Source organism: Collinsella sp. AF14-35 (genome assembly GCF_003464565.1).
In the GTDB taxonomy this organism is placed as follows: domain Bacteria; phylum Actinomycetota; class Coriobacteriia; order Coriobacteriales; family Coriobacteriaceae; genus Collinsella.
Genome location: NZ_QRZD01000015.1, coordinates 39407 through 60372, shown reverse-complemented (window position 1 = coordinate 60372; position 20966 = coordinate 39407). Strand labels below are relative to the sequence as shown.

Genomic DNA, 20966 nt, shown 5'->3' with positions numbered 1-20966 from the left:
TGCGCCGACGCCCCTAAAGTAGACACACATTTTGTCCTATAAGCCGAAATGTGCCCAAAAAAGAAAAAAGCCCCATTGCTGGGGCTCATACCATCTAATGGCGGAGGAGGAGGGATTCGAACCCTCGTGACCTTATACAGGCCAAACGGTTTTCGAGACCGCCGCATTCAACCACTCTGCCACCCCTCCGCGTGGGGTAAAAACAAAGCAGGCTCAAAGGCCTGCTTTGGAATTAACTGGCGGAGAGTCAGGGATTTGAACCCTGGAGACGCTTTTGACGCCTACACGATTTCCAATCGTGCTCCTTCGGCCACTCGGACAACTCTCCGTTAAATGCGAAAGTCAGTATACACGAGGAATCGCAAAGTGCAAACAGAAAAGTTGGCATTTTTTGAAACGCTTGGCTTCGTGACGGGATCTAGGAGGCCAAAAACGGGCTCTGACCAGCATGACTGCATGCGGCAAATTGTTCAAAATGGGTATTTATAAACGACGCCGCACCAATTTTAGAAATATTTGAACGGTGTTGTGAACCACTGGTATGCATTTCGCGACCACAGCCTTGCAATTGCTGACCTGCGGTTTGATTTGGTTTGTATCCGCAGCGCCGTATCTTGTCCACAGTTCCGTCAAGCATTTGGTCAGCATTTGGTTGGAAGACGCATGAAGTGCCGTGTGAGTATGGACATATGTGGAGGTCATGAGGTTGTAGCTGCATATTCTTGCAGCCTGGGAGGTTGAAAGATATTATTACCAAGTCTTTTCCTGCTTCAGGCGCACCTTCACGACCTGAAGCCACATTTGCCCAGAGGAGGTGACAATATGAAGGCTTATGAACTGCTGTTCTTTGTTGACCCGTCGCTCGACCCCGAGACTCGTCTCGCTGTTATGAAGCGTATCGATACCACGATCGCTGAGGGCGCTGGCAAGGTCGACTCCGTTGACGAGTGGGGCAAGCGCAAGCTCGCCTACGAGATCAACGACCTCACCGATGGTGACTACACCCTCATCAACTTCCACGCAGATCCTACCCAGATCGCCGAGCTTGATCGCGTCCTGCGCATCACCGACGCTGTGGTCCGCCACATGATCGTCCGTCGCGACGACCAGGAGTAAGACTGTCGTTTTGGACTGGGCTTGTGCCCCAAGAGGAAGTAGTGAGTTATGAGCATCAATCGAGTGAACATCACCGGTAACCTCACGCGTGATCCCGAGCTGCGCGCCACCGCCGGCGGAACCCAGGTTCTGTCCTTTGGCGTCGCCGTGAACGATCGTCGCCGCAACCCGCAGACTGGCGAGTGGGAGGACTATCCCAACTTTGTCGACTGCACTATGTTCGGCACGCGCGCCGAGGCCGTGAGCCGTTTCCTGGCAAAGGGAAACAAGGTCGCGATCGAGGGCAAGCTGCGCTACAGCTCTTGGGAGCGCGATGGCCAGCGCCGGAGCAAGCTTGAGGTCATCGTCGATGAGATCGAGTTTATGAGCTCCCGTGGTGGCCAGGGTGGCTACGATCAGGGCGGTTACGCCCCCGCAGCTCCCGCGCCCGCAGCACGTCCTGCCGCACCGGTGGCTACGCCGCCCGCGGTCGACGTCTACGATGAGGACATCCCGTTCTAAGGGTTGTTCACCTATTTTTGAGTGAGAGGCGGCTTCGGATCGCCGAAGTTGCCAAACGAAAGGTATTTTGACATGGCTAATGATTTTTCTGCACGTCAGCCGCGTCGTAAGTACTGCCAGTTCTGCAAGGAGAACACTGAGTTCATCGACTATAAGGACACTCAGCTTCTCCGTAAGTACATGACCGACCGTGGCAAGATCAAGCCCCGTCGCGTCACTGGCGCTTGCACGCAGCATCAGCATGACATCGCCAACGCCATCAAGCGCGCCCGCGAGATGGCTCTCCTGCCGTACACCGTCCCCGTGGTTTCCTCTCGTGGCAACCGCGACCGCGGCTAAGAAGGGAGACGCATCATGAAGGTTATTCTTCTCGATGAGATCAAGGGCAAGGGCGGCGAGGGTGACGTCGTAGAGGTCGCTCAGGGTTACGCTGAGAACTTCCTGTTCCCCAAGAAGCTCGCTGTTGCCGCCACCAAGGGCAACCTCAAGCAGCTTGACGAGCGTCGCAACAACATCGCCAAGCGTGAGGCCGTCCGTCTGGCTACCGCCAACGAGACCAAGGTTGCCTTCGAGGGCAAGACAGTCACCGTTGACGTCAAGGTCGGCGACGAGGGCATCCTCTTTGGCTCCGTTACCGCCGCTATGATCGCTGACGCCATCAAGGCTCAGCTCGGTATGGACATCGACCGCAAGCGCGTCGAGCTCGGTAAGCCCATCAAGGTTGCCGGTGCCCACACCGTTGCCATCTCGCTGTACCGCGAGATCAAGGCCGAGGTTGTCGTTCTCGTCGGCGTTACCGCCGAGGAGCTCGCTGCCGAGGCTGAGGTCGAGGAGGCCGCTGAGGTCGCCGAGGCCGAGACCGCCGAGGTCGAGACTGAGGCTGCTGCCGAGTAGCATTTGCTGCAACGCAACAATCTTGTTCTAAGAAGGGCGCTCTGGGAAACCGGGGCGTCCTTTTTGTTTTTTGCGCTGAGTGAGTGTCATGGTGAACGTTGCGTCGAAGTCCTATATACAGGACCGTTCATCCGTTTGGTTCGGTGATGATTGGCGGCGCGCGGCGCGTTTTGGGACCGTGGCTGATACTATGGATGCTCGCAAGCGATATGAATGAGGATGCTCATGGCATATAACGATAGGGAGACCGGGCTGACGGTTGAGGACCGCGGCTCAAAGTTGGGTCTTCCCCAAAACCAAGATGCAGAGGCCAATGTACTGGCCGCTATGCTGCTATCGCCCGAGGTGGTCGAAGAAGCCCAGGTCGAGCTGCAGCCCGATGACTTCTACCGGCCCATTCATAAGACCATCTATACCGCGATGGTCGATATGTACAACAGCCGCATTCCCATCGACTCCATCTCGCTGATCGATTACCTGCGAAGCATCAACAAGCTCGATGCCGTGGGCGGCGAGGCCTACATTTTGGAGCTGATGGGTCAGACCCTGTCGCTCGTCAACTGGCAGCACCATGCCGCCATCGTGCGTCGCGACTCGATGCTGCGCGAGCTGATCGGTGCCACCAACGAGATCAACGCGCTGGCCTATAACGCCCCTACCGACACCAAGGAGGTCGTGGAGCTGGCCGAGAGCAAGCTGCTCAAGGTCACGGCGCGCGAGGTCAAGTCGAGCTACAAGACGTTGACCGAGTTTATGGTCGAGGCCTATAACGAGGCCGAGGAAGTATGCCAGGCCGGCGGCCAGGCTGCGGGCGTGCCCACGGGTTTCCCGTCGCTCGACCGCATGCTCATGGGTTTTCGCGAAGGCCAGCTCATCATCATCGGCGCCCGTCCTGCCGTGGGTAAGACGTCGTTCGCTCTGAACCTGGCACTTAACGCTGCCGCTGCTGGTTATACCGTCGGCTTCTTCTCACTGGAGATGTCGGGCAAGGAAATTGCCCAGCGTCTGATTTGCGCCTACGCCATGATCTCGATCAGTGACTTCCGCATGGGCCGCATTAGCCCCGAGCAGTGGGCCAATATCAACGAGGCCACGCAGACCTTGTCCAAGCTCGATATTCTGATTGACGATACGCCCGGCACCACAGTGACTGAGATTCGCGCCAAGAGCCGCCGCATGCTCCATAACAAGGAAAAGGCAATCATCATTTTGGACTACCTGCAGCTGGTGAGTCCTCCACCGGGACGCCGCTCCGAGAGCCGTACCGTCGAGGTTTCGGAGATGTCGCGTGGTCTTAAGATTATGGCCAAGGAGCTCAAGATCCCGCTCATCGCGCTGTCACAGCTCTCGCGTCAGGTCGAATCCCGTACCGGCAAGCGCCCGCAGCTTTCCGACCTTCGTGAATCGGGCTCCATCGAGCAGGACGCCGATATCGTCATGTTCTTGGACCGCTCCGCCGACGAGGCCGAAGCCTCGCGCGACGATCGACCCGACGAGGGCGTTACGCGTATCGTCGTGGCCAAGAACCGTTCGGGCCCGATCGGCGACGTCGACCTGATGTTCCTGCCGGCATCCACCAAGTTCTATGAGCTTGATGGGGCACATGCCGAGGAGTAGGACAGGCGCCCGTTGCACGGGTATACTGGGAATGTTTTGTGCTTCTGCGTGCCGGCGTGGCGCGTAGACAGTCCATGAATGTAAGGAGTAAACATGCCGTCAACCGTTTTGGTCGGTGCCCAGTGGGGCGATGAGGGCAAGGGTAAGATTTGCGACCTGGTCGCCGGCGACTTCGATGCCGTCGTGCGCTATTCGGGCGGCAACAACGCCGGTCACACCATCGTCGTCAACGGCAAGAAGTACGGCCTGCACCAGGTGCCCTCCGGCATCATGTATTCCGACCATGTGTCGGTGATCGGTAACGGCTGCGTCGTCAACCCCAAGGTTGTCCTTGAGGAGATCGATATGTTCGAGGCCGACGGCATCACCACCAAGAACCTCAAGATTAGCGGCAACGCGCATGTCATCATGCCGTACCACATCGACCTGGATGGCGCCTTTGAGCAGAAGCTCGGCAAGAAGAACATCGGTACCACCAAGCGCGGTATCGGTCCGTGCTATCAGGACAAGATGGCCCGCATCGGCCTGCGCATGCAGGACATGCTGGACGAGGCACTGTTCCGCGACAAGCTGGAGACCGCTCTCGCCCGCGTGAACCCTGAGCTCGAGCTCATCTACAACCTGCCCACCTACACCGTGGACCAGATTTGCGACGAGTACCTGCCGATGGCCGAGCGCCTGCGCCCCTACATCACCGAGACGAGCCTGCTGCTCAACAACATGATCGATGAGGGCAAGGACCTGCTGTTTGAGGGCGCCCAGGCGACGCTGCTCGACATCGACCACGGCACCTATCCGTACGTGACGTCTTCTAACTGCACCGCCGGCGGCGCCATCACCGGTTCCGGCGTGGGCATGAAGAACGTCGACCGCGTGCTGGGCGTCATGAAGGCCTACATCACCCGCGTCGGTTCGGGCCCCATGCCCACCGAGCTTTCCTATGAGTCCGAGGCCGGCCACACGCTGACCGAGGAGGGCTATGAGTACGGCGTGACCACCGGTCGCCGTCGTCGTTGCGGCTGGTTTGACGGCCCTATCGCCAACTATGCCTCGCGCGTCAACGGCCTCACCGACATCGCCGTGACCAAGCTTGACGTGCTTTCGGCTTTCGACACCATCAAGGTGTGCGTGGCCTACGACGTCGATGGCGAGCGCTACACCAGCGTGCCCGAGCATCAGGTGCGCTTTGAGCATGCCAAGCCCATCTACGAGGAGCTCCCCGGCTGGAAGTGCGACATCACCGGTTGCCGCAGCTTTGATGAGCTGCCGCAAGAGGCTCAGGACTACGTGGCGTTTATCGAGGATCTGGCACACACCCGCGTGACGTTTATTGGCGTTGGCGCTGGTCGCGAGCAGATCATCAACCGATTCTGGAAGTAATCGGGACTATTTGGTTATTGCGATATACCCCTTTGCAGCCCGGACGGGCGGCCGAGGGGTATATTTGCTTGCAAAGGGCTCGCGCGGAGCGGGCCATTCATCCATAGAGGAGGCACCCTTGAAGGCGGACACTCAAACCATCGACATCCTGTTGTTGGGCAGCGGCGGCCGTGAGCATGCTTTGGCAGCTAAGCTCGCAGCATCACCGCGCGCCGGCAAGCTCTACATCGCGCCGGGCAACGGCGGCACCGCGAGCTGCGGCGAGAACGTTGTTCTCGACGACTGCGATCCTGCGGCCGTGGCGGCGTTTGCGCAGAGCCACGGATGCGGACTCGTGGTAATTGGCCCCGAGGCTCCGCTCGTGGCGGGCGTGGCCGACGCCGTGCGCGCGGCGGGTATTCCCTGCTTTGGCCCGGGTGCCGAGGGCGCCCAGATGGAGGGCTCCAAGCTGTTCTCCAAGCAGCTCATGGAGCGTGCGGGCATTCCGACGGCAGCCTATGGTTCGTTTACCGACGAGGCTTCGGCTCTCGCCTACGTGCGCGAGCAGGGCGCTCCGCTGGTCGTGAAGGCCGACGGCCTTGCCGCGGGCAAGGGCGTTATCGTGGCGACCGAACTTGAGCAGGCCGAGGAGGCCGTGCGCGAGTGCTTTGGCGGCACCTTTGGCGATGCCGGCAACACCGTGGTTATCGAGGAGATGCTCGTTGGTCCCGAGTGCTCACTGCTCGCCTTTACCGACGGCAAGACCGTGCGCCCCATGGCCACCTCGCAGGACCACAAGCGCGCCCTCGAGGGCGACAAGGGACCCAACACCGGCGGCATGGGCGTCTACAGCCCGGTGCCCATCGTGACCGACGAGGAGCACGCCACCATGGTGGCGGTCATGGAGCAGACCGTTGCCGAGCTTGCTGCCGAGGGCATCGACTACCGCGGCTGCCTGTATGGCGGCTTTATGCTCACGCCTGCCGGCCCCAAGGTGCTGGAGTTCAATGCCCGCTTTGGCGACCCCGAGACGCAGGTCGTGCTGCCGCGCCTTAAGAACGACCTGGTTGAGGTCATGCTCGCCTGCGCCAACTGCGAGCTCGATCAGATTGAGCTCGACTGGCGTGACGAGTGGGCCGTGGCCGTTGTCCTGACGAGCGCGGGCTATCCCGGCAGCTACGAGAAGGGCAAGGTCATCACTGGTATTGAGGATGCCGAGGCCATGGAGAACGTGACCGTGTACCACGCGGGCACCGCCGTGGTGGATGGCCAGCTCGTGACCAACGGCGGCCGCGTGCTTGCCGTAACCGCTCTGGGTGACACGTTCGAGAACGCTCGCAACCTTGCCTACGAGGCCTGCGAGAAGATTGATTTTGAAGGCAAGACCCTGCGCCACGACATCGGCCTGCGCGCGCTGCGCGGCCGCGACGCCTGGGATGCCTAAAATCCGAGAGGAATGAGACGGATGGACGAGAAGAACGAAGAGCTCGTGGATGCGCAGATCGTTGAAGAGGGCAGCCGCATGTATGGGCACGCCGAGGGCGAGCCTGGCGGCGAGGTCGCTGACGAGCCGGCGCTGGTGCTGGGCGACGACGACCCGCACGATGCCGAGCTGCACGAGAAGATTCTTTCGGAGGAGTGCGCCTGGAAGGGCAAGATCCTCGACGTCCACCGTCTTGAGGTTGAGCTGCCCAACGGTCGCCGCAGCGCCCGCGATATCGTTCGCCATCCGGGTGCGGCGGCCGTTGTAGCGCTGACCGAGAGCGGCAAGATCGTACTGGTGCGTCAGTACCGCACCGCTATCGACCGCGTGACGGTCGAGATTCCCGCCGGCAAGCTCGATCCAGGCGAGGACCCGCTCGATTGCGCCAAACGCGAGCTGCATGAGGAGACGGGCTTTAGGGCTGATCGCATTCGCTTTTTGACGTCGATTGTCACGTCCTGCGGTTTTTGCGACGAGATCATTCACATCTACTTGGCTACCAAGTTGGAGTTTGATGCGCCCAACCCCGACGATGACGAGTTTGTCAACGTTGACCTGGTGCCGCTGCACGAGCTGATCGACGCCGTGCTCGACGGCAAGATCGAAGACGCCAAGACCGTCGTGGGCGCCTTGGCCTGCGACAGCATCGCGCATCGCCTTGGGGGTGCGGAGCTTTAACGAGCGGGGATGATCCCGCAGGTTTGTGTAAGTCAGCGAAAGTGCTCCATTTGAGACAAGGTGGCCCAAAAGAGGAGGGAAGCGTATGGATATACGCGACCGACGATTGAAGGCCAGATTGTCCAAATGGAGCACTTGCAGCGTCGAGACGAAACGCGGTTTGGTAAAACCGCGTAAGGTGATTATGCTGAAGAGGTTTCTTTCTTACTACAGGCCCCAGATGGGGCTTTTTGTTGCTGATACTGTTTGTGCTCTGGTGCTTGCCGCCATTGACCTTGCGTTTCCTATTATTCTGCGCAATTTGACCGGTGGGCTGTTTACCCAGGGTCATGCTGCCATTATGCAGGCGCTCGGTATGATCGCGGTAGGTTTGGTGCTGATGTATGTCATCCGCTGCGCCTGCCGCTATTTTGTGAGCTATTGGGGTCACGTGATGGGTGCGCGCATGGAGTCCAAGATGCGCGAGGACCTGTTCGACCAGTATGAGCGCTTTAGCTTTGCGTACTTCGACCGTAACAGCTCGGGCGACATGATGAGCCGCGTGGTCAACGACCTGTTCGATATCTGCGAGGCGGCGCACCACGTGCCCGAGTGGATCATCATCTGCGGCATCGAGATTATCGGCTCGTTTGTGATCCTCTTTACCATCGCCCCGGTGCTGGCGCTTGCCATGGCTGCGGTGACAGCAGCGTTTTCGGTCATCATGTTTTGGCAGAACATGCGCATGCGCGAGGTCTTTAGCGACAACCGCAAAAAGATCAGCGGCATCAATGCGCAGCTGCAGGATTCGCTGGCGGGCATGCGCGTGGTCAAGAGCTTTGCCAATGAGGAGACCGAGCGCTTCAAGTTCCGCGCCTCCAACAATCGCTATCTTTCGTCCAAGGAGAACATGTATCACGCCATGGGCGTCTATACCGCGACGTATGGCCTGCTCTCGGGTGTGCTCTATGTGATCGTGGTGCTGCTGGGCGGCTGGCTGGTCGCCCAGGGACAGCTGCAGGCGGTCGATATGGCGACCTTTGCACTCTATATTTCGCTGTTCTGCACGCCGCTCGAGACACTCGTCAATTCGGCCGAAACGTATCAGAAGGCCATCGCCGGCTTTAAGCGCATGGACGAGGTGCTCTCGACCGCGCCGGATATCCAGGACAAGCCGGGCGCTACGGATCTGCAGGTGACTGCCGGCGCCGTGGAGTATCACGACGTGTGCTTTAACTACGAGGACGTTGAGCTGGGCGAGGGCGATGCCGAAGAGCGTCCCGTTATCGACCATATGAACCTGTCCATCAAGCCCGGGCAGACCATCGCTTTGGTTGGCCCTTCGGGCGGTGGCAAGTCCACGACCTGTTCGCTGCTGCCGCGCTTTTATGACGTGGCTGCCGGATCCATTAGCATCGACGGTCAGGATGTACGCGATGTGACGCAGCAGAGCCTGCGCCGCGCTATCGGCCTGGTGCAGCAGGATGTCTACCTGTTTGACGGAACAATCGGCGAGAACATCGCCTACGGCAAGCCGGGCGCCACGGCAGAAGAGATCGCCGGAGCCGCCCGTCGCGCCAACATCGATGCCTTTATCGAGTCGCTTCCGCAGGGCTATGACACCGTGGTGGGCGAGCGCGGCAGCCGTCTTTCGGGCGGACAGAAGCAACGCGTCGCCATCGCGCGCGTGTTTCTCAAGAATCCCAAAATCTTGATCTTGGACGAGGCGACGAGTGCTTTGGATAACGAGAGCGAGGAGGCGGTGCAGGAGTCACTCGAGGAGCTGGCACGCGGCCGTACCACAATCATCATCGCCCACCGTCTTTCGACCATTAAACATGCCGATGAGATTGCGACCGTTGAGCATGGTCGCGTTGTGGAGCGTGGCACGCACGAGGAGCTTCTCGCCCGTGGCGGCACCTATGCCCGTTACTATCGAATGCAGTTCGAAGGTGCGCGTGCGCACGAGCTCGACTGATTGATATGACAGGAAGTTTATGGCTGACAAGAACCCTTTGACTCCGGAAGAAGTGACGGAGTTATTCTCCGAAATCGATGCATCCGGCGTCTTGGATCCCACGCTTGCCAAAAAGCGAACCGAGCGCATGCGTGAGAAGGAGGCTGCGGCCAAGCGCGGTGACAAAGCGGCGCTAGCGCAGCTGCGCAGCGAGGACCGCGCGAGCCAGGCAAAACATATCGACCCGCTGTCCGAGGACGATCCTTCGGGCTCGCAGGTGAGCCATACCATTACGAAGACCGCGATGGCCGTAGTCATTGGTATTTTGGTGCTGATCGTGGGCATGCAGATCGGCTACGGCGTGATGCGCCGTCTGAATACCGCCAACCTGTCCGAGAGCGTTTCGGTGGATACCGTCTCGACCGCGCTCAAGGGTGGACTCGAATGGGGCAACGGCTTTACGCAGTTCCCGCTCGATTTTTCTGTCGACGAGGCCGATGAGCGTACGGGCACGGTTGAGGTGACGGTGTTGGACACGTCGTCTGCCAATGAGCTCGAGCTGCTGTCCAACGGGCAGATCCAGGCCGCGGCGCTTGCGACCAACGCCCTGCTCAACGACAAGATTGACCGCGTGGTGTATAACGTTCACGCCTATATCGACGAGGATAGCAACATTCAGCACGATTCCTTTTTTGGCATGTTCCCCGCGCGGGGTCATCAGAGCGCCATTTTGACGTTTGTGTGGACCAAGAGCTCATCCAACGCCACGAGCATCGACTGGAAGATGCGCATCGTAAGCATGGACGACACCATTGCCGAGCGCATTCAAAAACAGGTGAACTCGGTTTCGTCGCTGATCGAGGACCCGGTGGTGAGCCAGACCAAGATTGACGAGGAAAAGGCCGAACGTGACCTGGAGCATCGTCTGCATGGCCGCGAGATTTTCCGCGGCGGCAAGCCCGATCGCTCACCGTCCGATCTGCTGGAACAGGACAAGAAAAAGTAAGACGCCATCATCCCGCGTGAGCCACAAGCCCCGCGGGATGATTTTTCTGGGACGGGGATTAAATAATCATTATGCATAGAAAGTCATAATTATCATTTCGTAAACAATTTGATGAAATTAACGCCATGAGGCATGCTTGCGGTTACAATACCGCGAGGCCTAACTACACACCTTTAAGCCGGTCCTGTGAGACCGGGAAGGAGAATTATGGCGAACAACCATACCGCGGGCGCTGCCGCCCGCACCTTCGCGCCCAGCGAGCTTTGCCAGCATATGCTGGCCAAAACCAGCAAGGGCACCTGCGGTCCCTGTATCCTGTATCTTGAGGATGGGACCATTTTTTATGGACGTGCATGCGGCGCCGAGGGCACCGCGACCGGCGAAGTCTGCTTCAACACCTCGCTCGAGGGCTACTTTGAGGTCATGACCGACCCGAGTTATGCCGGCCAAATTGTAACCATGACCTATCCGCAGATCGGCAATTACGGTATCGACGAGACCGATGTCCAGTCGGCCTTCCCTGGCGACGCCGTGCGCCCTGCGAGCGCTCCGGCTATGCGCGGCATGATCGTTCGCGACATGTGCGCCACGCCTTCTAACTGGCGCTCGGCCGTCAGCGTGCCGGAGTACCTGCGCGCTCACGGCATCGTCGCTATCGAGGGTGTCGACACCCGCGCTCTGGTGCGCCATCTGCGCGACAATGGTTCCAAAATGGGCATTATCTCGACCGAGATCTTCGACGTCGACGAGCTTGCCGAGCGTCTGGCCGCAGCGCCCACGCTGGTAGGCGAGAACCTGGTCAAGACCGTAAGTTGCCCCGCGCCTCACGAGTTTGTGGCCGCCGACCTGCCTGCCACGCATGACTTTGCGCTTGCGGTTGCCGCTCCTGCCCGTCAGAAAGTGGTCGCCTACGACTGCGGTGTGAAGCGCGGCATTCTGGAGGGGCTGGTCCGCGCCGGCTGCGACCTTACCGTCGTGCCGTGGGATACTCCCGCCCAGCAGGTGCTCGAGATGAATCCCGATGGCGTCTTTTTGTCCAACGGCCCCGGCGACCCCGACGCCGTGGTGGAGACCTACGAGCAGGTGCAGCAGCTGATCGGCAAGGTGCCGGTCTTTGGTATTTGCCTAGGTCACCAGATGATCAGCTTGGCCTGCGGCGCCCAAATGGAAAAGCTTAAATTCGGTCACCGTGGCGGTAACCAGCCGGTTATGAATCTGGTGAGCCGTCGCGTGGAGATCACCGCGCAAAACCACGGCTTTGGCCTGCTGTTCCCCAGTCTGGGCAAACTGATTCCGGAGCTTTCCGGCGGCGAAACCGAGCATGCGGCCGATGGCGACCTGCGCGCCTGGGTGCGCCGCGGTATCGCGCCGGTCGTGATGAACGAGCGCTTTGGCCGCATTCGTCTGACACATGTGAACCTCAACGACGGCACCGCCGAGGGCATCCAGCTGCTCGACGCCCCGTGCTTCTCGGTCCAATACCACCCCGAGGCTTCGCCCGGCCCCACCGATGCCCACTATCTCTTTACCGCCTTTACGCGACTCATGGACGGCGAGGAGAACTACCTGGACATCGACACCGCGAAGGACCGCCTCGCCGGCTGGAATTTCGCCGAGTCCGAGAACGCTGCGACCGAGGAGAACTAACATGCCGAAACGTACCGACATCAAGCGCATCCTCGTTATTGGTTCGGGCCCCATCGTTATTGGCCAGGCCTGCGAGTTCGACTACTCCGGCGCCCAGGCCTGCAAGGTGCTCAAGGAGGATGGCTTTGAGGTCATCCTGGTCAACTCCAACCCGGCGACCATCATGACCGACCCGGGCTTGGCCGACCGCACCTATGTCGAGCCCATCACCGCCGAGTTTATCGAGCGCGTAATCAAGAAAGAGCATCCGGACGCGCTGCTGCCCACGCTGGGTGGCCAGACCGGTCTGAACGCCGCCGTCGAGCTGGCGAAAGACGGCACGCTGGACAAGTACGGCGTCGAGATGATCGGCTGCGACCTGGCCGCTATCGAGCGCGGCGAGGACCGCAAGCTCTTTAACGAGGCCATGGCCGAGATCGGCCTGGAGGTCGCGCGCTCGGGCTATGCCTACAGCGTGGCCGACGCCGAGGCTATCGCCGAGCGCGTGGGCTATCCCTGCGTGCTGCGTCCGAGCTTTACCCTCGGCGGCGCCGGCGGCGGCATCGCGCACACCCACGAGGAGCTCGTCTCCATCGTGAGCCAGGGCCTTGAGCTCTCGCCTGCCCATGAGGTGCTGGTCGAGGAGTCCATCGAGGGTTGGAAAGAGTATGAGATGGAGGTCATGCGCGACCACGCCGGCAACGGCATCATCGTGTGCTCCATCGAGAATCTCGACCCCATGGGCGTGCACACCGGCGACTCCATCACCGTGGCGCCGGCGCAGACCCTCTCCGACCTGGAGTATCAGCGCATGCGTGTCGCCTCGCTCGCCATCTTGGAGAAGATCGGCGTCGAGACCGGCGGCTCCAACGTGCAGTTTGCCGTGAACCCCCAGACCGGCCGCCTGATCGTCATCGAGATGAACCCGCGCGTGAGCCGTTCGTCCGCGCTGGCCTCCAAGGCCACGGGTTTCCCCATCGCCAAGGCCGCCGCTCGCCTGGCCGTGGGCTACACGCTCGACGAGATCGTCAACGACATCACCAAGGCCACGCCCGCCTGCTTTGAGCCCACGATCGACTACTGCGTGGTCAAGGTGCCGCGCTTTGCCTTTGAGAAGTTCAAGGGCACCGACCCCACGCTCACCACGCGCATGAAGGCCGTGGGCGAGATTATGGCGATCGGCCGCACCTTTGAGGAGGCCTTCGGCAAGGCCATGCGCTCACTGGAGGACGGGCATCAGGGCATTTGTGCCGGTGGCAAGGAAGGTGCCGAGAAGCTGAGCGACGATGAGCTCGCTCAGGCCGTGGCAATCCCGACCGAGCATCGCATCTTCTTTGTGGTCGAGGCCCTGCGCCGCAGCTGGGACGTTGCGCGTATCCATGCCATTTGCGGCATCGACCCGTGGTATCTCAACCGCATCAACGACATGGTGCAGGTCCAGGAGAGCATCCGCGGCCTGCGTGTGGAGGATATCGACGCCGACGCGATGCGCCTGCTCAAGCAGTACGGCACGAGCGACGCCGAGATTGCCGCGCTGACCGGCTCGGACGAGCGCTTTGTGCGCGCCTATCGCAAGGGTCTGGGCGTGGTTCCCAGCATGAAGACGGTCGATACCTGCGCTGCGGAGTTTTCGAGCGCCACGGAGTACCACTACAAGACGTACGAGAACATCTACCGCACGAGCCCGGATGCCAAGAAGTGCGTGGCTCCCGACGAGACCACGCCGGCGGACAAGCCCAAGGCGATGATCCTGGGCGCCGGCCCCAACCGCATTGGCCAAGGTATCGAGTTCGATTACTGCTGCGTGCACGCGAGCTACGCACTGGCGGCTCGCGGCTTCGAGACCATCATGGTCAACTGCAACCCCGAGACCGTTTCGACTGACTACGACACCTCGGACCGCTTGTACTTTGAGCCGCTCACCTACGAGGACGTCATGGACGTTATCGATGTTGAGCGCCCCGACGGCGTCGTGGTGACGCTCGGCGGCCAGACTCCGCTTAAGCTGGCGCGCATGCTCGAGGAGAGCGGCGTGAACATCATGGGCACCAAGCCCGATGCCATCGACTTTGCCGAGGACCGCGAGCGCTTTGCCGCCCTGCTCGACAAGCTGGGCATTATGTATCCGCCGGCGGGCCAGGCAACCTCGTTTGAGGAGGCCGAGGCCGTGGCCGCGCATATTGGCTACCCGCTGCTGGTGCGTCCGAGCTACGTGCTGGGCGGCCGCGGCATGATGATCGCCTACGATGCCGAGCATCTGCGCGATTACATGGCCGAGGCTGCGCGCATTAGCCCCGACTACCCGGTGTACCTCGACCGCTTCCTGGAGGGTGCGATTGAGTCCGATGTCGATGCCCTGTGCGACGGCGAAGAGGTCTACATCGGCGGCATCCTGGAGCATATTGAGGAGGCCGGTATTCACTCCGGCGACTCTGCGACCTGCATTCCGCCGTTTAGCTTTAGCGAGAGCCTGCAGGCGAAGCTCCGCGAGACCACGCGCCGCATCGCGATGGCGCTGGGCGTACGCGGCCTGGTCAACGTGCAGTATGCCATCAAGGGTGAGACCGTCTACGTGATCGAGGCCAACCCGCGTGCCAGCCGTACCGTGCCGTTTATCTCCAAGGCCACCGGCGTGCCGCTGGCCAAGTGCGCGGCGCGTATCATGGCGGGCGATTCCATCGCGAGCTTGGGCCTGCCGAGCGATGAGCGTCAGCTGGACTGGTTCTGCATGAAGGAAGCCGTTATGCCCTGGGGCCGTTTCCCGGGCGCCGACGTCATCCTGGGGCCCGAGATGAAGTCGACGGGCGAGGTCATGGGTATCGCCAAGAGCTATCCCGAGGCATACGCCAAGACGCAGCTGGCGATCGACTACAAGCTGCCCGACCCGAGTTGCGGCAAGGTGTTCATTAGCGTGTGCGACCGCGACAAGCGACATATCCTTTCGGTCGCCCGTATCCTGCGCTATCTGGGCTTTGACATCTGCTCTACCGAGGGTACGGCGCGCGTGCTGCGTGGAGGCAACGTGACGTGCGAGATCGTGGAGAAGATTAGCGGCCCGCACGACGGCGAGCGCCCCAACATCGGCGACCTCATCGCCGATGGCAAGATCGCGGTGATCATCAACACGCCGTACGGTCCGGGCTCGCGCGGCGACGGCTATCTGCTGCGCACCGAGGCAGTGCGACGCGGTGTGACCTGCGTGACCGCGATGTCTGCCGCCAACACGTACGTGAGTGCCATCGAGGCGGTGCGTGAGGACCAGCAGGGTCACGGCAGCGCCAACGACATGGGCATGGACGTCATCGCCCTGCAGGACCTGCCGCAGCACACGGTGTAGGTTGAGCTGGCCGGCCGGGGCGGGGGGCTGAGTTTCCCCCTTCGCTCCGGCTGCAAGCAGAGTCGCTCAGTGAGAAACTCAGCCCCCTCCGCCCCGGCCTACGGTGACTCGGTTGCACCGTGTGCTGCCGAAGGGGCTTTGTGCGATGACTAGGGCTGAATAGAAAATGAGTGTGGGCGCCGTCGTTCGTTTGAACGACGGCGCCCATGTTTTGGATTTATTGGGCTGTGGCGGTGAAAGTTGTTTTGTCGGCGGCGATGTGCACGTGCAGCTTTGCCTGACCGTCGCAGCTGATGAGCACGCCTACCTCGAACGGGGTTCCCGTCTTGTCGTAGGTCGAACGCACGATGCGCATCGCCGCCTTATCGGTGTTCTGTCCCAAAAGACGCGCCTCATGCTTGTCGAGGTTGACCGTCTCGTAGACGGCATCGACGCTTGCGGGCAGGATGCCGGTCTTTTCCGCGATGTAGGCGTAGAGCGAGCCATCCACGTCTTTGCGCGTGAGCTCGGGGCAAAGTGACACGGGGATATAGACGTAGTTGAGCTCCATGGGTTTGTCGTTGGCGAGACGCAGGCGGCGAATCTCCCAGACGGGTGTCCCTTCGGGCACTTTGAGCCCGGAGGCGATGCCGCGGACGGCCGGTATGCTTGAAAAGGCGAGAATCTGCGAGCTCGGAACCCGTCCCGCTTCGCGCATCCGCGCGCTGAAATTCAGGGCCAGGTCGATGCCGGGTGCTGAAGTTTGGGGCTTGATGAACGTGCCCTGGCCGCGCTTGCGCACCACGCGCCCCTCGATGACGAGATCTTGGAAGCAACGGCGCACGGTCGCGCGCGATAACTCCAGCCGCTCACAGATTTCGAGCTCGCGTGGCAGCGGCGTCTTGGTGTCGAACGCCTGGCTGGCGATAAGCAGAGCGATTCGATGTTTAAGCTGGACATAGAGCGGCGTATCACCGCTGCGGTCGAAGGGTTCGGAGGCGAGAAACGAGATCATATCCATGGGGTACCTCCATGTCGTGGGCGTACGTGACATGGTCTGACACTGCGGGGCAAACCGGAGATGCCAGGCCCGATTCTTGCTGGTATGTATGGTGCATAAGGAACATAAAACATTTATCAGGCAATCTACCTGCTATTTTAAAAATAATTAGAAGAAAAAATAATTTAGGCACAAAAATAGTTGCTACCGTTAACCGATGAATAGTTGCCGTTCACAACTATTTTCTTGTACCGAACATGCCCCGGCGCAACAATAATCTCAGCAAAAAGCAAAGCCGTGCGACACACGGCAGGTCGAGAGGAGACCGCATGCGGTATCTGGTAATGGTCAGTCACGGAACGCTCGCTCCCGGACTGCACAGTGTCCTCAAGATGCTCGGCAATGACGCCCCGAACATCTTGTCGACGAGTCTCGTGGACGGCATGGGCGCTGACGAGTATGTCGAGAACGTCAAGGCGATGCTCGCTCCCGTTACCGCCGATGACGAGGTTGTCCTGCTTGGTGACATCCTGGGCGGATCGCCGCTCACCAATGCCATGAACACGCTGGCCGAGAAGGGTTTGCTCGCCCACACCATTGCCTTCGGCGGTATGAATCTGCCCATGGCTATGACCGCCATGATGGGGCTTGCCACCATGGACCTGGATTCCCTCAAGCAGATGATGCTGCAGGAGGGCAAGAACGGTATGTCCGAGCTCGTTGTCCCGACCGATGACGCCGACGACGAGGACGACGACATCTAGGCAGCGCATCCGCCCAAATTTTCGTGATGGAGCGGGGGTTAAGAGGAAAGACCCCCGGTGATAAAGAAAGGGAGAACGCATGATTTCGTTCATCCGTATTGATGACCGTATGATCCATGGACAGACCGTTACCCGTTGGGCCCTCGAGTATCCCTGCGACGGTCTTATCGCCGTCAACGACGCTGCAGCGTCCAACCCCGTGCTCAAGGAGGCCTACAAGAGTGCCTCGGGCAAGAAGACGTTCGTGTGGACCAAGGAGCACTTCAAGGAGGTCTCCGAGAAGGTTCTCAAGTCCGACACCAAGTACTTCCTGATCACCAAGAACCCGCTCGACATGAAGGAACTTCTCGTCGATTTTGGCTTTAAGCCCGGCATGGACCGCATCATCGTCGGTCCCTGCAACGATCGTCCCGGCACCACCAAGCTTGGCAACAACCAGTCGATCACGCAGGAAGAGGCCCAGGCGCTCGAGGATCTCACCAACGCCGGCTACACGGTCGAGTTCGCCCTTATCAAGGAGAAGTCCATCGGTGAGTGGCCCAAGTTCCGCGGTCAGTTTGGCTTCTAGTTAGGTGCCAGCCGCATTTTGGTATCTACAGCCCTTGGTGAAAGGGGCTGAGGAATAAAGAAAGGGGAAAGCATGGCAATCAATGCATTCCAAGCCGCGCTGTTCGGCCTGTTCGCCTGCCTGGCATCACTGCCTGGCATGGGCGGCACGACGATCGGCAACTACACTCTGGGTCGTCCTCTGGTCGCCGGCCTCATCGTCGGCATCATCATGGGCGATATGCAGACGGGTATCCTCGTCGGCGCTGCCATCCAGGTTGTCTACATCGCTCTCGTGACCCCCGGCGGAACCGTCTCCGCCGACGTCCGCGCCGTGTCCTATATCGGCATCCCGCTGGCGATCCTCGCCATCAAGAACTCGGGCATCGATCCCGCCTCCGCTGAGGCTGCCGGCATGGCCGCATCCCTCGGTGCCGCCGTCGGCACGCTCGGCACTGTGCTCTTCTATGGCACCGCCACCATCAACCTGGTGTGGCAGGGCATGGGCTGGAAGTGGCTCGAGAAGGGCGATCTCCACAAGCTCTACCTGGTCAACAACGTTCTGCCTTGGATCGGTCACATCGTCTGCTCGTTCCTCCCGACGTTCATCATCACCATGGGCGGCACCGCCATGGTCGACCTCATGAAGACCTACATGCCCATGGACGGCATCGCGATGAAGACGCTGTTTACCGTCGGCTCGCTGCTGCCTACCGTCGGTATCGCCATCCTACTCAAGCAGGTCATCTCTAAGCCCACGGACTTCCTGACGTTCTTCTTCGGCTTCACCCTGTCCGCTGTTATGGGCTGCAACCTGATCGCCGCTGCCGGCATCGGCTGCTTCTTCGCCCTGATCAACTATGAGATCGCTTCGCTCAAGATCGACCTCGCAAACGCTCCCAAGGCAGCTATCGCCTCGGGCTCAGATGATGAGGAAGAGGAGGACATCTAATGGCAGAGAAGAAAAAGCTCTCTAAGAAAACGCTTGCCAAGTCGTTCCGTAACTGGTCCTATGGCAACCTGACCTGCTTCTCGCAGGAGCACATGCAGACCTTCGGTTACCTGTGCGCCATGCTTCCGATTGTCGAGGAGCTCTACGACACGCCCGAGGAGCAGAAGCAGGCCCTCCAGACCTACTCCGCGTTCTTCAACACCGAGCCGCAGATCGGCACCATGATTGTCGGCGTCACCGCCGGCCTCGAGGAGGCTCGCGCAAACGGCGAGGCCATCGACGACGACGCCATCAACGGCATCCGCGCCGGCCTCATGGGCCCGCTCGCCGGCCTTGGCGACTCGCTGATCGTCGGTACCCTGATCCCGATCCTGCTCGGTATTGCCCTCGGTCTCTCGACCGGCGGCTCCCCGCTCGGCGCCATCTTCTATATTGTCGTGTGGAACCTGCTCATGTTCCTTGGCATGCGCTTTGCCTACAACCAGGGCTATGAGCTCGGCGGCAAGGCGGTCGAGGCCCTCGTCGGCCCCAAGGCCAAGGCTCTGCGTGATTCCATCGTGATGGTCGGTACCATGGTCATCGGTGCAGTCGGTGCTACCTGGGTCTCCATCACCTGCAGCCCCAACCTGGTGCTGCCCGGTGGCGGTAAGTTCCAGGACACGCTCGATGGCATCTATCCGCACCTGCTGCCGATGATCTTCATCATCTTCTGCTGGTACATGATGACCAAGAAGAAGGTCAACCCCATCGTTATGATGCTGATCCTCGTTGTGATCGCATTTGTGGGCGTTCTCATTGGCTTCTTCGACCCGGCACTGAGCTACTAGTCATCATCCCCTGGCCCCCTGTAAGGCCGTGCGGCCTCAACCGCACGGCCTTCTGATTTTGCGCCGCCCTTCAAGGGCAATATGGCCAGCGACCTCCATCGCCTACACGACACCCGCTATATTGCTCTTGAAAGATGACGTATTCGACAAACGATGCACTTGCGCATGATGCACACTTTGCACGAGGAGGACCATATGCACGAGAAACATGGACACGACCTTTCGCGCGACGACTTGATTCGCGAGGCAAAGATGCAGACCGATGCTATTCAGCGGCTCAATGTTTGGCTGCGCCTGGGCTATTCGCTCGTGGCGATTGGCTTTTTGATGGGGATGTGGGGTATGCAGGGCGGCCCCGGCTGGGGTGTCCCCGTGGGCATCGTGTGCCTGGTGGTGGGCACTCCGCTTTCGATCGTGCTTAAGGTCGGCACGACCAACGCCAAAAAGAATGTCGAGCGCATGCTCGAGGCCGCTGGTGTCGACGTTGAGGAGCTTATGCGACGCAAGAAGGACGAGCAATAGACTTCCGCGTTGGGGTATCATAAATAATTGTTGCGAATGTTAACTAATGTACGGCAAATGACGGTTTTATGGCCCTTCTAGAGTTGCAAAGGACAATATCCCCAGTGGATTACGATGACGTCGCTCGAAAACTGATTGTGTACTCACGTTCCCTTGCCAAGGGATCCTTGAGTGCTGCCGGCGGCGCCAGTGTGGGCGAGGCACCGGTTTTACAGTATCTATCGGGTATTGACGGTGATGTCATTCCCTCCGAGATTGCCAAGAAGCTGAAATTCTCCCGTGCGCGCATGTCGCATATCTTGGATTCACTCGAGAGTAAGGGTTACGTTCAGCGCAGGACTGATCCAAACGATCGTCGGCGTGTGCTGGTGAGCATTACCGAGGAAGGCCGTGATTTCGCGGCGAAAAAAAATGCCGAGAGTGTGGCATCGCTCTCGAAACAACTCTCAGCGCTCGGCGAGCACGATGCCCAGGAGCTCGTGCGCATCCTGAATAAAGCTTACAGCCTTACCTATGATACCGACGACTACCTGGACAATCTATAAGGATAAAGACAGACATTTAGGTGCATCTTGAAATGCACCCGGGACAGTTGTGCCCATCAGCCACCGTCAACATCTCATTCCAAACCAAATCAGCCAACGTACGTCATGGCAATCCCCGGTAGGTTGCAGGATGGCGGCTGAGCCTTTCCCTCGGGAAACTTCGCGAAGCCCAGTTCCCGAGGGAAAGGTATGGTCTGTGTAATACCAGACAAACAGTACATTTTTGCTAGATTGGTATTTGACTGAAGAACCAATTGGTATGGCTTATTAAGCCCACC

General features: G+C 59.9%; 19 protein-coding genes and 2 tRNA genes. 18 read left to right on the top strand and 3 right to left on the bottom strand.

Going from position 1 to position 20966, the window contains the following annotated elements; translation table 11 throughout:
• Positions 1–98 precede the first annotated feature (98 nt).
• Both DWW12_RS06295 and DWW12_RS06290 read right to left on the bottom strand, forming a co-directional pair.
• Positions 99–189: transfer RNA gene (locus DWW12_RS06295), tRNA-Ser, on the bottom strand.
• Between the two features lie 48 nt (positions 190–237).
• Positions 238–328, bottom strand: a tRNA-Ser gene (locus tag DWW12_RS06290).
• Between the two features lie 494 nt (positions 329–822).
• Between DWW12_RS06290 and rpsF the strand changes: the two genes are divergently transcribed.
• The 12 genes from rpsF (at position 823) to carB (ending at position 15553) form a co-directional block, all read left to right on the top strand.
• Positions 823–1116, top strand: coding sequence for a 30S ribosomal protein S6 (gene rpsF, locus DWW12_RS06285; RefSeq protein ID WP_006235831.1), 294 nt, complete (start codon positions 823–825; stop codon positions 1114–1116).
• 48 nt (positions 1117–1164) lie between these two features.
• Entirely contained in the window at positions 1165–1617 is a 453-nt protein-coding gene (locus tag DWW12_RS06280; protein WP_055310294.1) for a single-stranded DNA-binding protein, read from the top strand.
• A gap of 72 nt (positions 1618–1689) precedes the next feature.
• Positions 1690–1956, top strand: coding sequence for a 30S ribosomal protein S18 (rpsR, locus tag DWW12_RS06275; RefSeq protein WP_006235829.1), 267 nt, complete (start codon positions 1690–1692; stop codon positions 1954–1956).
• Positions 1957–1971: 15 nt separating this feature from the next.
• Positions 1972–2511 (top strand): 50S ribosomal protein L9, encoded by a 540-nt coding sequence (rplI, locus tag DWW12_RS06270; RefSeq protein WP_117855494.1) that lies wholly within the window; start codon positions 1972–1974, stop codon positions 2509–2511.
• A gap of 219 nt (positions 2512–2730) precedes the next feature.
• Positions 2731–4128: a replicative DNA helicase gene (dnaB, locus tag DWW12_RS06265; protein WP_117855495.1), complete on the top strand. Its 1398-nt coding sequence runs from the start codon at positions 2731–2733 to the stop codon at positions 4126–4128.
• Between the two features lie 93 nt (positions 4129–4221).
• Complete coding sequence (locus DWW12_RS06260; protein WP_022094075.1) at positions 4222–5508, top strand: adenylosuccinate synthase; 1287 nt, start codon at positions 4222–4224, stop codon at positions 5506–5508.
• A gap of 118 nt (positions 5509–5626) precedes the next feature.
• Complete coding sequence (gene purD / locus DWW12_RS06255) at positions 5627–6931, top strand: phosphoribosylamine--glycine ligase (RefSeq protein ID WP_117786843.1); 1305 nt, start codon at positions 5627–5629, stop codon at positions 6929–6931.
• A 21-nt stretch (positions 6932–6952) separates the two neighbouring features.
• Positions 6953–7648 carry an NUDIX domain-containing protein gene (locus tag DWW12_RS06250; protein ID WP_199570719.1) on the top strand — a complete coding sequence of 232 codons (696 nt, stop codon included), beginning with the start codon at positions 6953–6955 and terminating at the stop codon, positions 7646–7648.
• A gap of 184 nt (positions 7649–7832) precedes the next feature.
• Positions 7833–9605: an ABC transporter ATP-binding protein gene (locus DWW12_RS06245; protein ID WP_117855493.1), complete on the top strand. Its 1773-nt coding sequence runs from the start codon at positions 7833–7835 to the stop codon at positions 9603–9605.
• Between the two features lie 19 nt (positions 9606–9624).
• A complete protein-coding gene (locus DWW12_RS06240) occupies positions 9625–10590 on the top strand; it encodes a hypothetical protein (RefSeq protein ID WP_055251358.1) in 966 nt (321 codons plus the stop codon).
• A gap of 207 nt (positions 10591–10797) precedes the next feature.
• Positions 10798–12237 carry a glutamine-hydrolyzing carbamoyl-phosphate synthase small subunit gene (gene carA / locus DWW12_RS06235; protein WP_117840263.1) on the top strand — a complete coding sequence of 480 codons (1440 nt, stop codon included), beginning with the start codon at positions 10798–10800 and terminating at the stop codon, positions 12235–12237.
• Between the two features lies 1 nt (position 12238).
• Positions 12239–15553, top strand: a complete 3315-nt coding sequence (gene carB / locus DWW12_RS06230; RefSeq protein ID WP_117855492.1) for a carbamoyl-phosphate synthase large subunit — start codon at positions 12239–12241, stop codon at positions 15551–15553.
• A gap of 217 nt (positions 15554–15770) precedes the next feature.
• Here carB and DWW12_RS06225 read toward each other — a convergent pair whose 3' ends face one another.
• Positions 15771–16553: a GntR family transcriptional regulator gene (locus DWW12_RS06225; protein ID WP_158564419.1), complete on the bottom strand. Its 783-nt coding sequence runs from the start codon at positions 16551–16553 to the stop codon at positions 15771–15773.
• Between the two features lie 308 nt (positions 16554–16861).
• Between DWW12_RS06225 and DWW12_RS06220 the strand changes: the two genes are divergently transcribed.
• From DWW12_RS06220 to DWW12_RS06195, 6 genes are all read left to right on the top strand, one after another.
• Positions 16862–17296: a PTS sugar transporter subunit IIA gene (locus DWW12_RS06220; protein WP_089572603.1), complete on the top strand. Its 435-nt coding sequence runs from the start codon at positions 16862–16864 to the stop codon at positions 17294–17296.
• A gap of 79 nt (positions 17297–17375) precedes the next feature.
• Positions 17376–17864, top strand: coding sequence for a PTS sugar transporter subunit IIB (locus tag DWW12_RS06215; protein WP_089572604.1), 489 nt, complete (start codon positions 17376–17378; stop codon positions 17862–17864).
• A 72-nt stretch (positions 17865–17936) separates the two neighbouring features.
• The gene (locus DWW12_RS06210) at positions 17937–18794 is read left to right on the top strand and encodes a PTS sugar transporter subunit IIC (RefSeq protein WP_089572605.1); all 858 of its coding nucleotides are present in this window, start codon (positions 17937–17939) and stop codon (positions 18792–18794) included.
• A complete protein-coding gene (locus tag DWW12_RS06205; RefSeq protein WP_117646152.1) occupies positions 18794–19621 on the top strand; it encodes a PTS system mannose/fructose/sorbose family transporter subunit IID in 828 nt (275 codons plus the stop codon). Before DWW12_RS06210 ends, DWW12_RS06205 begins: the two co-directional genes overlap by 1 nt.
• Before the next feature lie 195 nt (positions 19622–19816).
• Positions 19817–20143: a hypothetical protein gene (locus tag DWW12_RS06200; protein WP_117646153.1), complete on the top strand. Its 327-nt coding sequence runs from the start codon at positions 19817–19819 to the stop codon at positions 20141–20143.
• A 104-nt stretch (positions 20144–20247) separates the two neighbouring features.
• On the top strand, positions 20248–20688 hold the full coding sequence (locus DWW12_RS06195) for a MarR family winged helix-turn-helix transcriptional regulator (RefSeq protein WP_158564418.1): 441 nt from the start codon (positions 20248–20250) through the stop codon (positions 20686–20688).
• Positions 20689–20966: the final 278 nt, after the last annotated feature.

Excerpts from the sequence above, each read along its gene's own strand:
- rpsF (WP_006235831.1), top strand. The coding sequence starts at position 823 with ATGAAGGCTTATGAACTGCTGTTCTTTGTTGACCCGTCGCTCGACCCC.
- DWW12_RS06280 (WP_055310294.1), top strand. The coding sequence starts at position 1,165 with ATGAGCATCAATCGAGTGAACATCACCGGTAACCTCACGCGTGATCCC.
- rpsR (WP_006235829.1), top strand. The coding sequence starts at position 1,690 with ATGGCTAATGATTTTTCTGCACGTCAGCCGCGTCGTAAGTACTGCCAG.
- rplI (WP_117855494.1), top strand. The coding sequence starts at position 1,972 with ATGAAGGTTATTCTTCTCGATGAGATCAAGGGCAAGGGCGGCGAGGGT.
- dnaB (WP_117855495.1), top strand. The coding sequence starts at position 2,731 with ATGCTCATGGCATATAACGATAGGGAGACCGGGCTGACGGTTGAGGAC.
- DWW12_RS06260 (WP_022094075.1), top strand. The coding sequence starts at position 4,222 with ATGCCGTCAACCGTTTTGGTCGGTGCCCAGTGGGGCGATGAGGGCAAG.
- DWW12_RS06250 (WP_199570719.1), top strand. The coding sequence starts at position 6,953 with ATGGACGAGAAGAACGAAGAGCTCGTGGATGCGCAGATCGTTGAAGAG.
- DWW12_RS06245 (WP_117855493.1), top strand. The coding sequence starts at position 7,833 with ATGCTGAAGAGGTTTCTTTCTTACTACAGGCCCCAGATGGGGCTTTTT.
- DWW12_RS06240 (WP_055251358.1), top strand. The coding sequence starts at position 9,625 with ATGGCTGACAAGAACCCTTTGACTCCGGAAGAAGTGACGGAGTTATTC.
- carA (WP_117840263.1), top strand. The coding sequence starts at position 10,798 with ATGGCGAACAACCATACCGCGGGCGCTGCCGCCCGCACCTTCGCGCCC.
- carB (WP_117855492.1), top strand. The coding sequence starts at position 12,239 with ATGCCGAAACGTACCGACATCAAGCGCATCCTCGTTATTGGTTCGGGC.
- DWW12_RS06225 (WP_158564419.1), bottom strand. The coding sequence starts at position 16,553 with ATGGATATGATCTCGTTTCTCGCCTCCGAACCCTTCGACCGCAGCGGT.
- DWW12_RS06220 (WP_089572603.1), top strand. The coding sequence starts at position 16,862 with ATGCGGTATCTGGTAATGGTCAGTCACGGAACGCTCGCTCCCGGACTG.
- DWW12_RS06215 (WP_089572604.1), top strand. The coding sequence starts at position 17,376 with ATGATTTCGTTCATCCGTATTGATGACCGTATGATCCATGGACAGACC.
- DWW12_RS06210 (WP_089572605.1), top strand. The coding sequence starts at position 17,937 with ATGGCAATCAATGCATTCCAAGCCGCGCTGTTCGGCCTGTTCGCCTGC.
- DWW12_RS06205 (WP_117646152.1), top strand. The coding sequence starts at position 18,794 with ATGGCAGAGAAGAAAAAGCTCTCTAAGAAAACGCTTGCCAAGTCGTTC.
- DWW12_RS06200 (WP_117646153.1), top strand. The coding sequence starts at position 19,817 with ATGCACGAGAAACATGGACACGACCTTTCGCGCGACGACTTGATTCGC.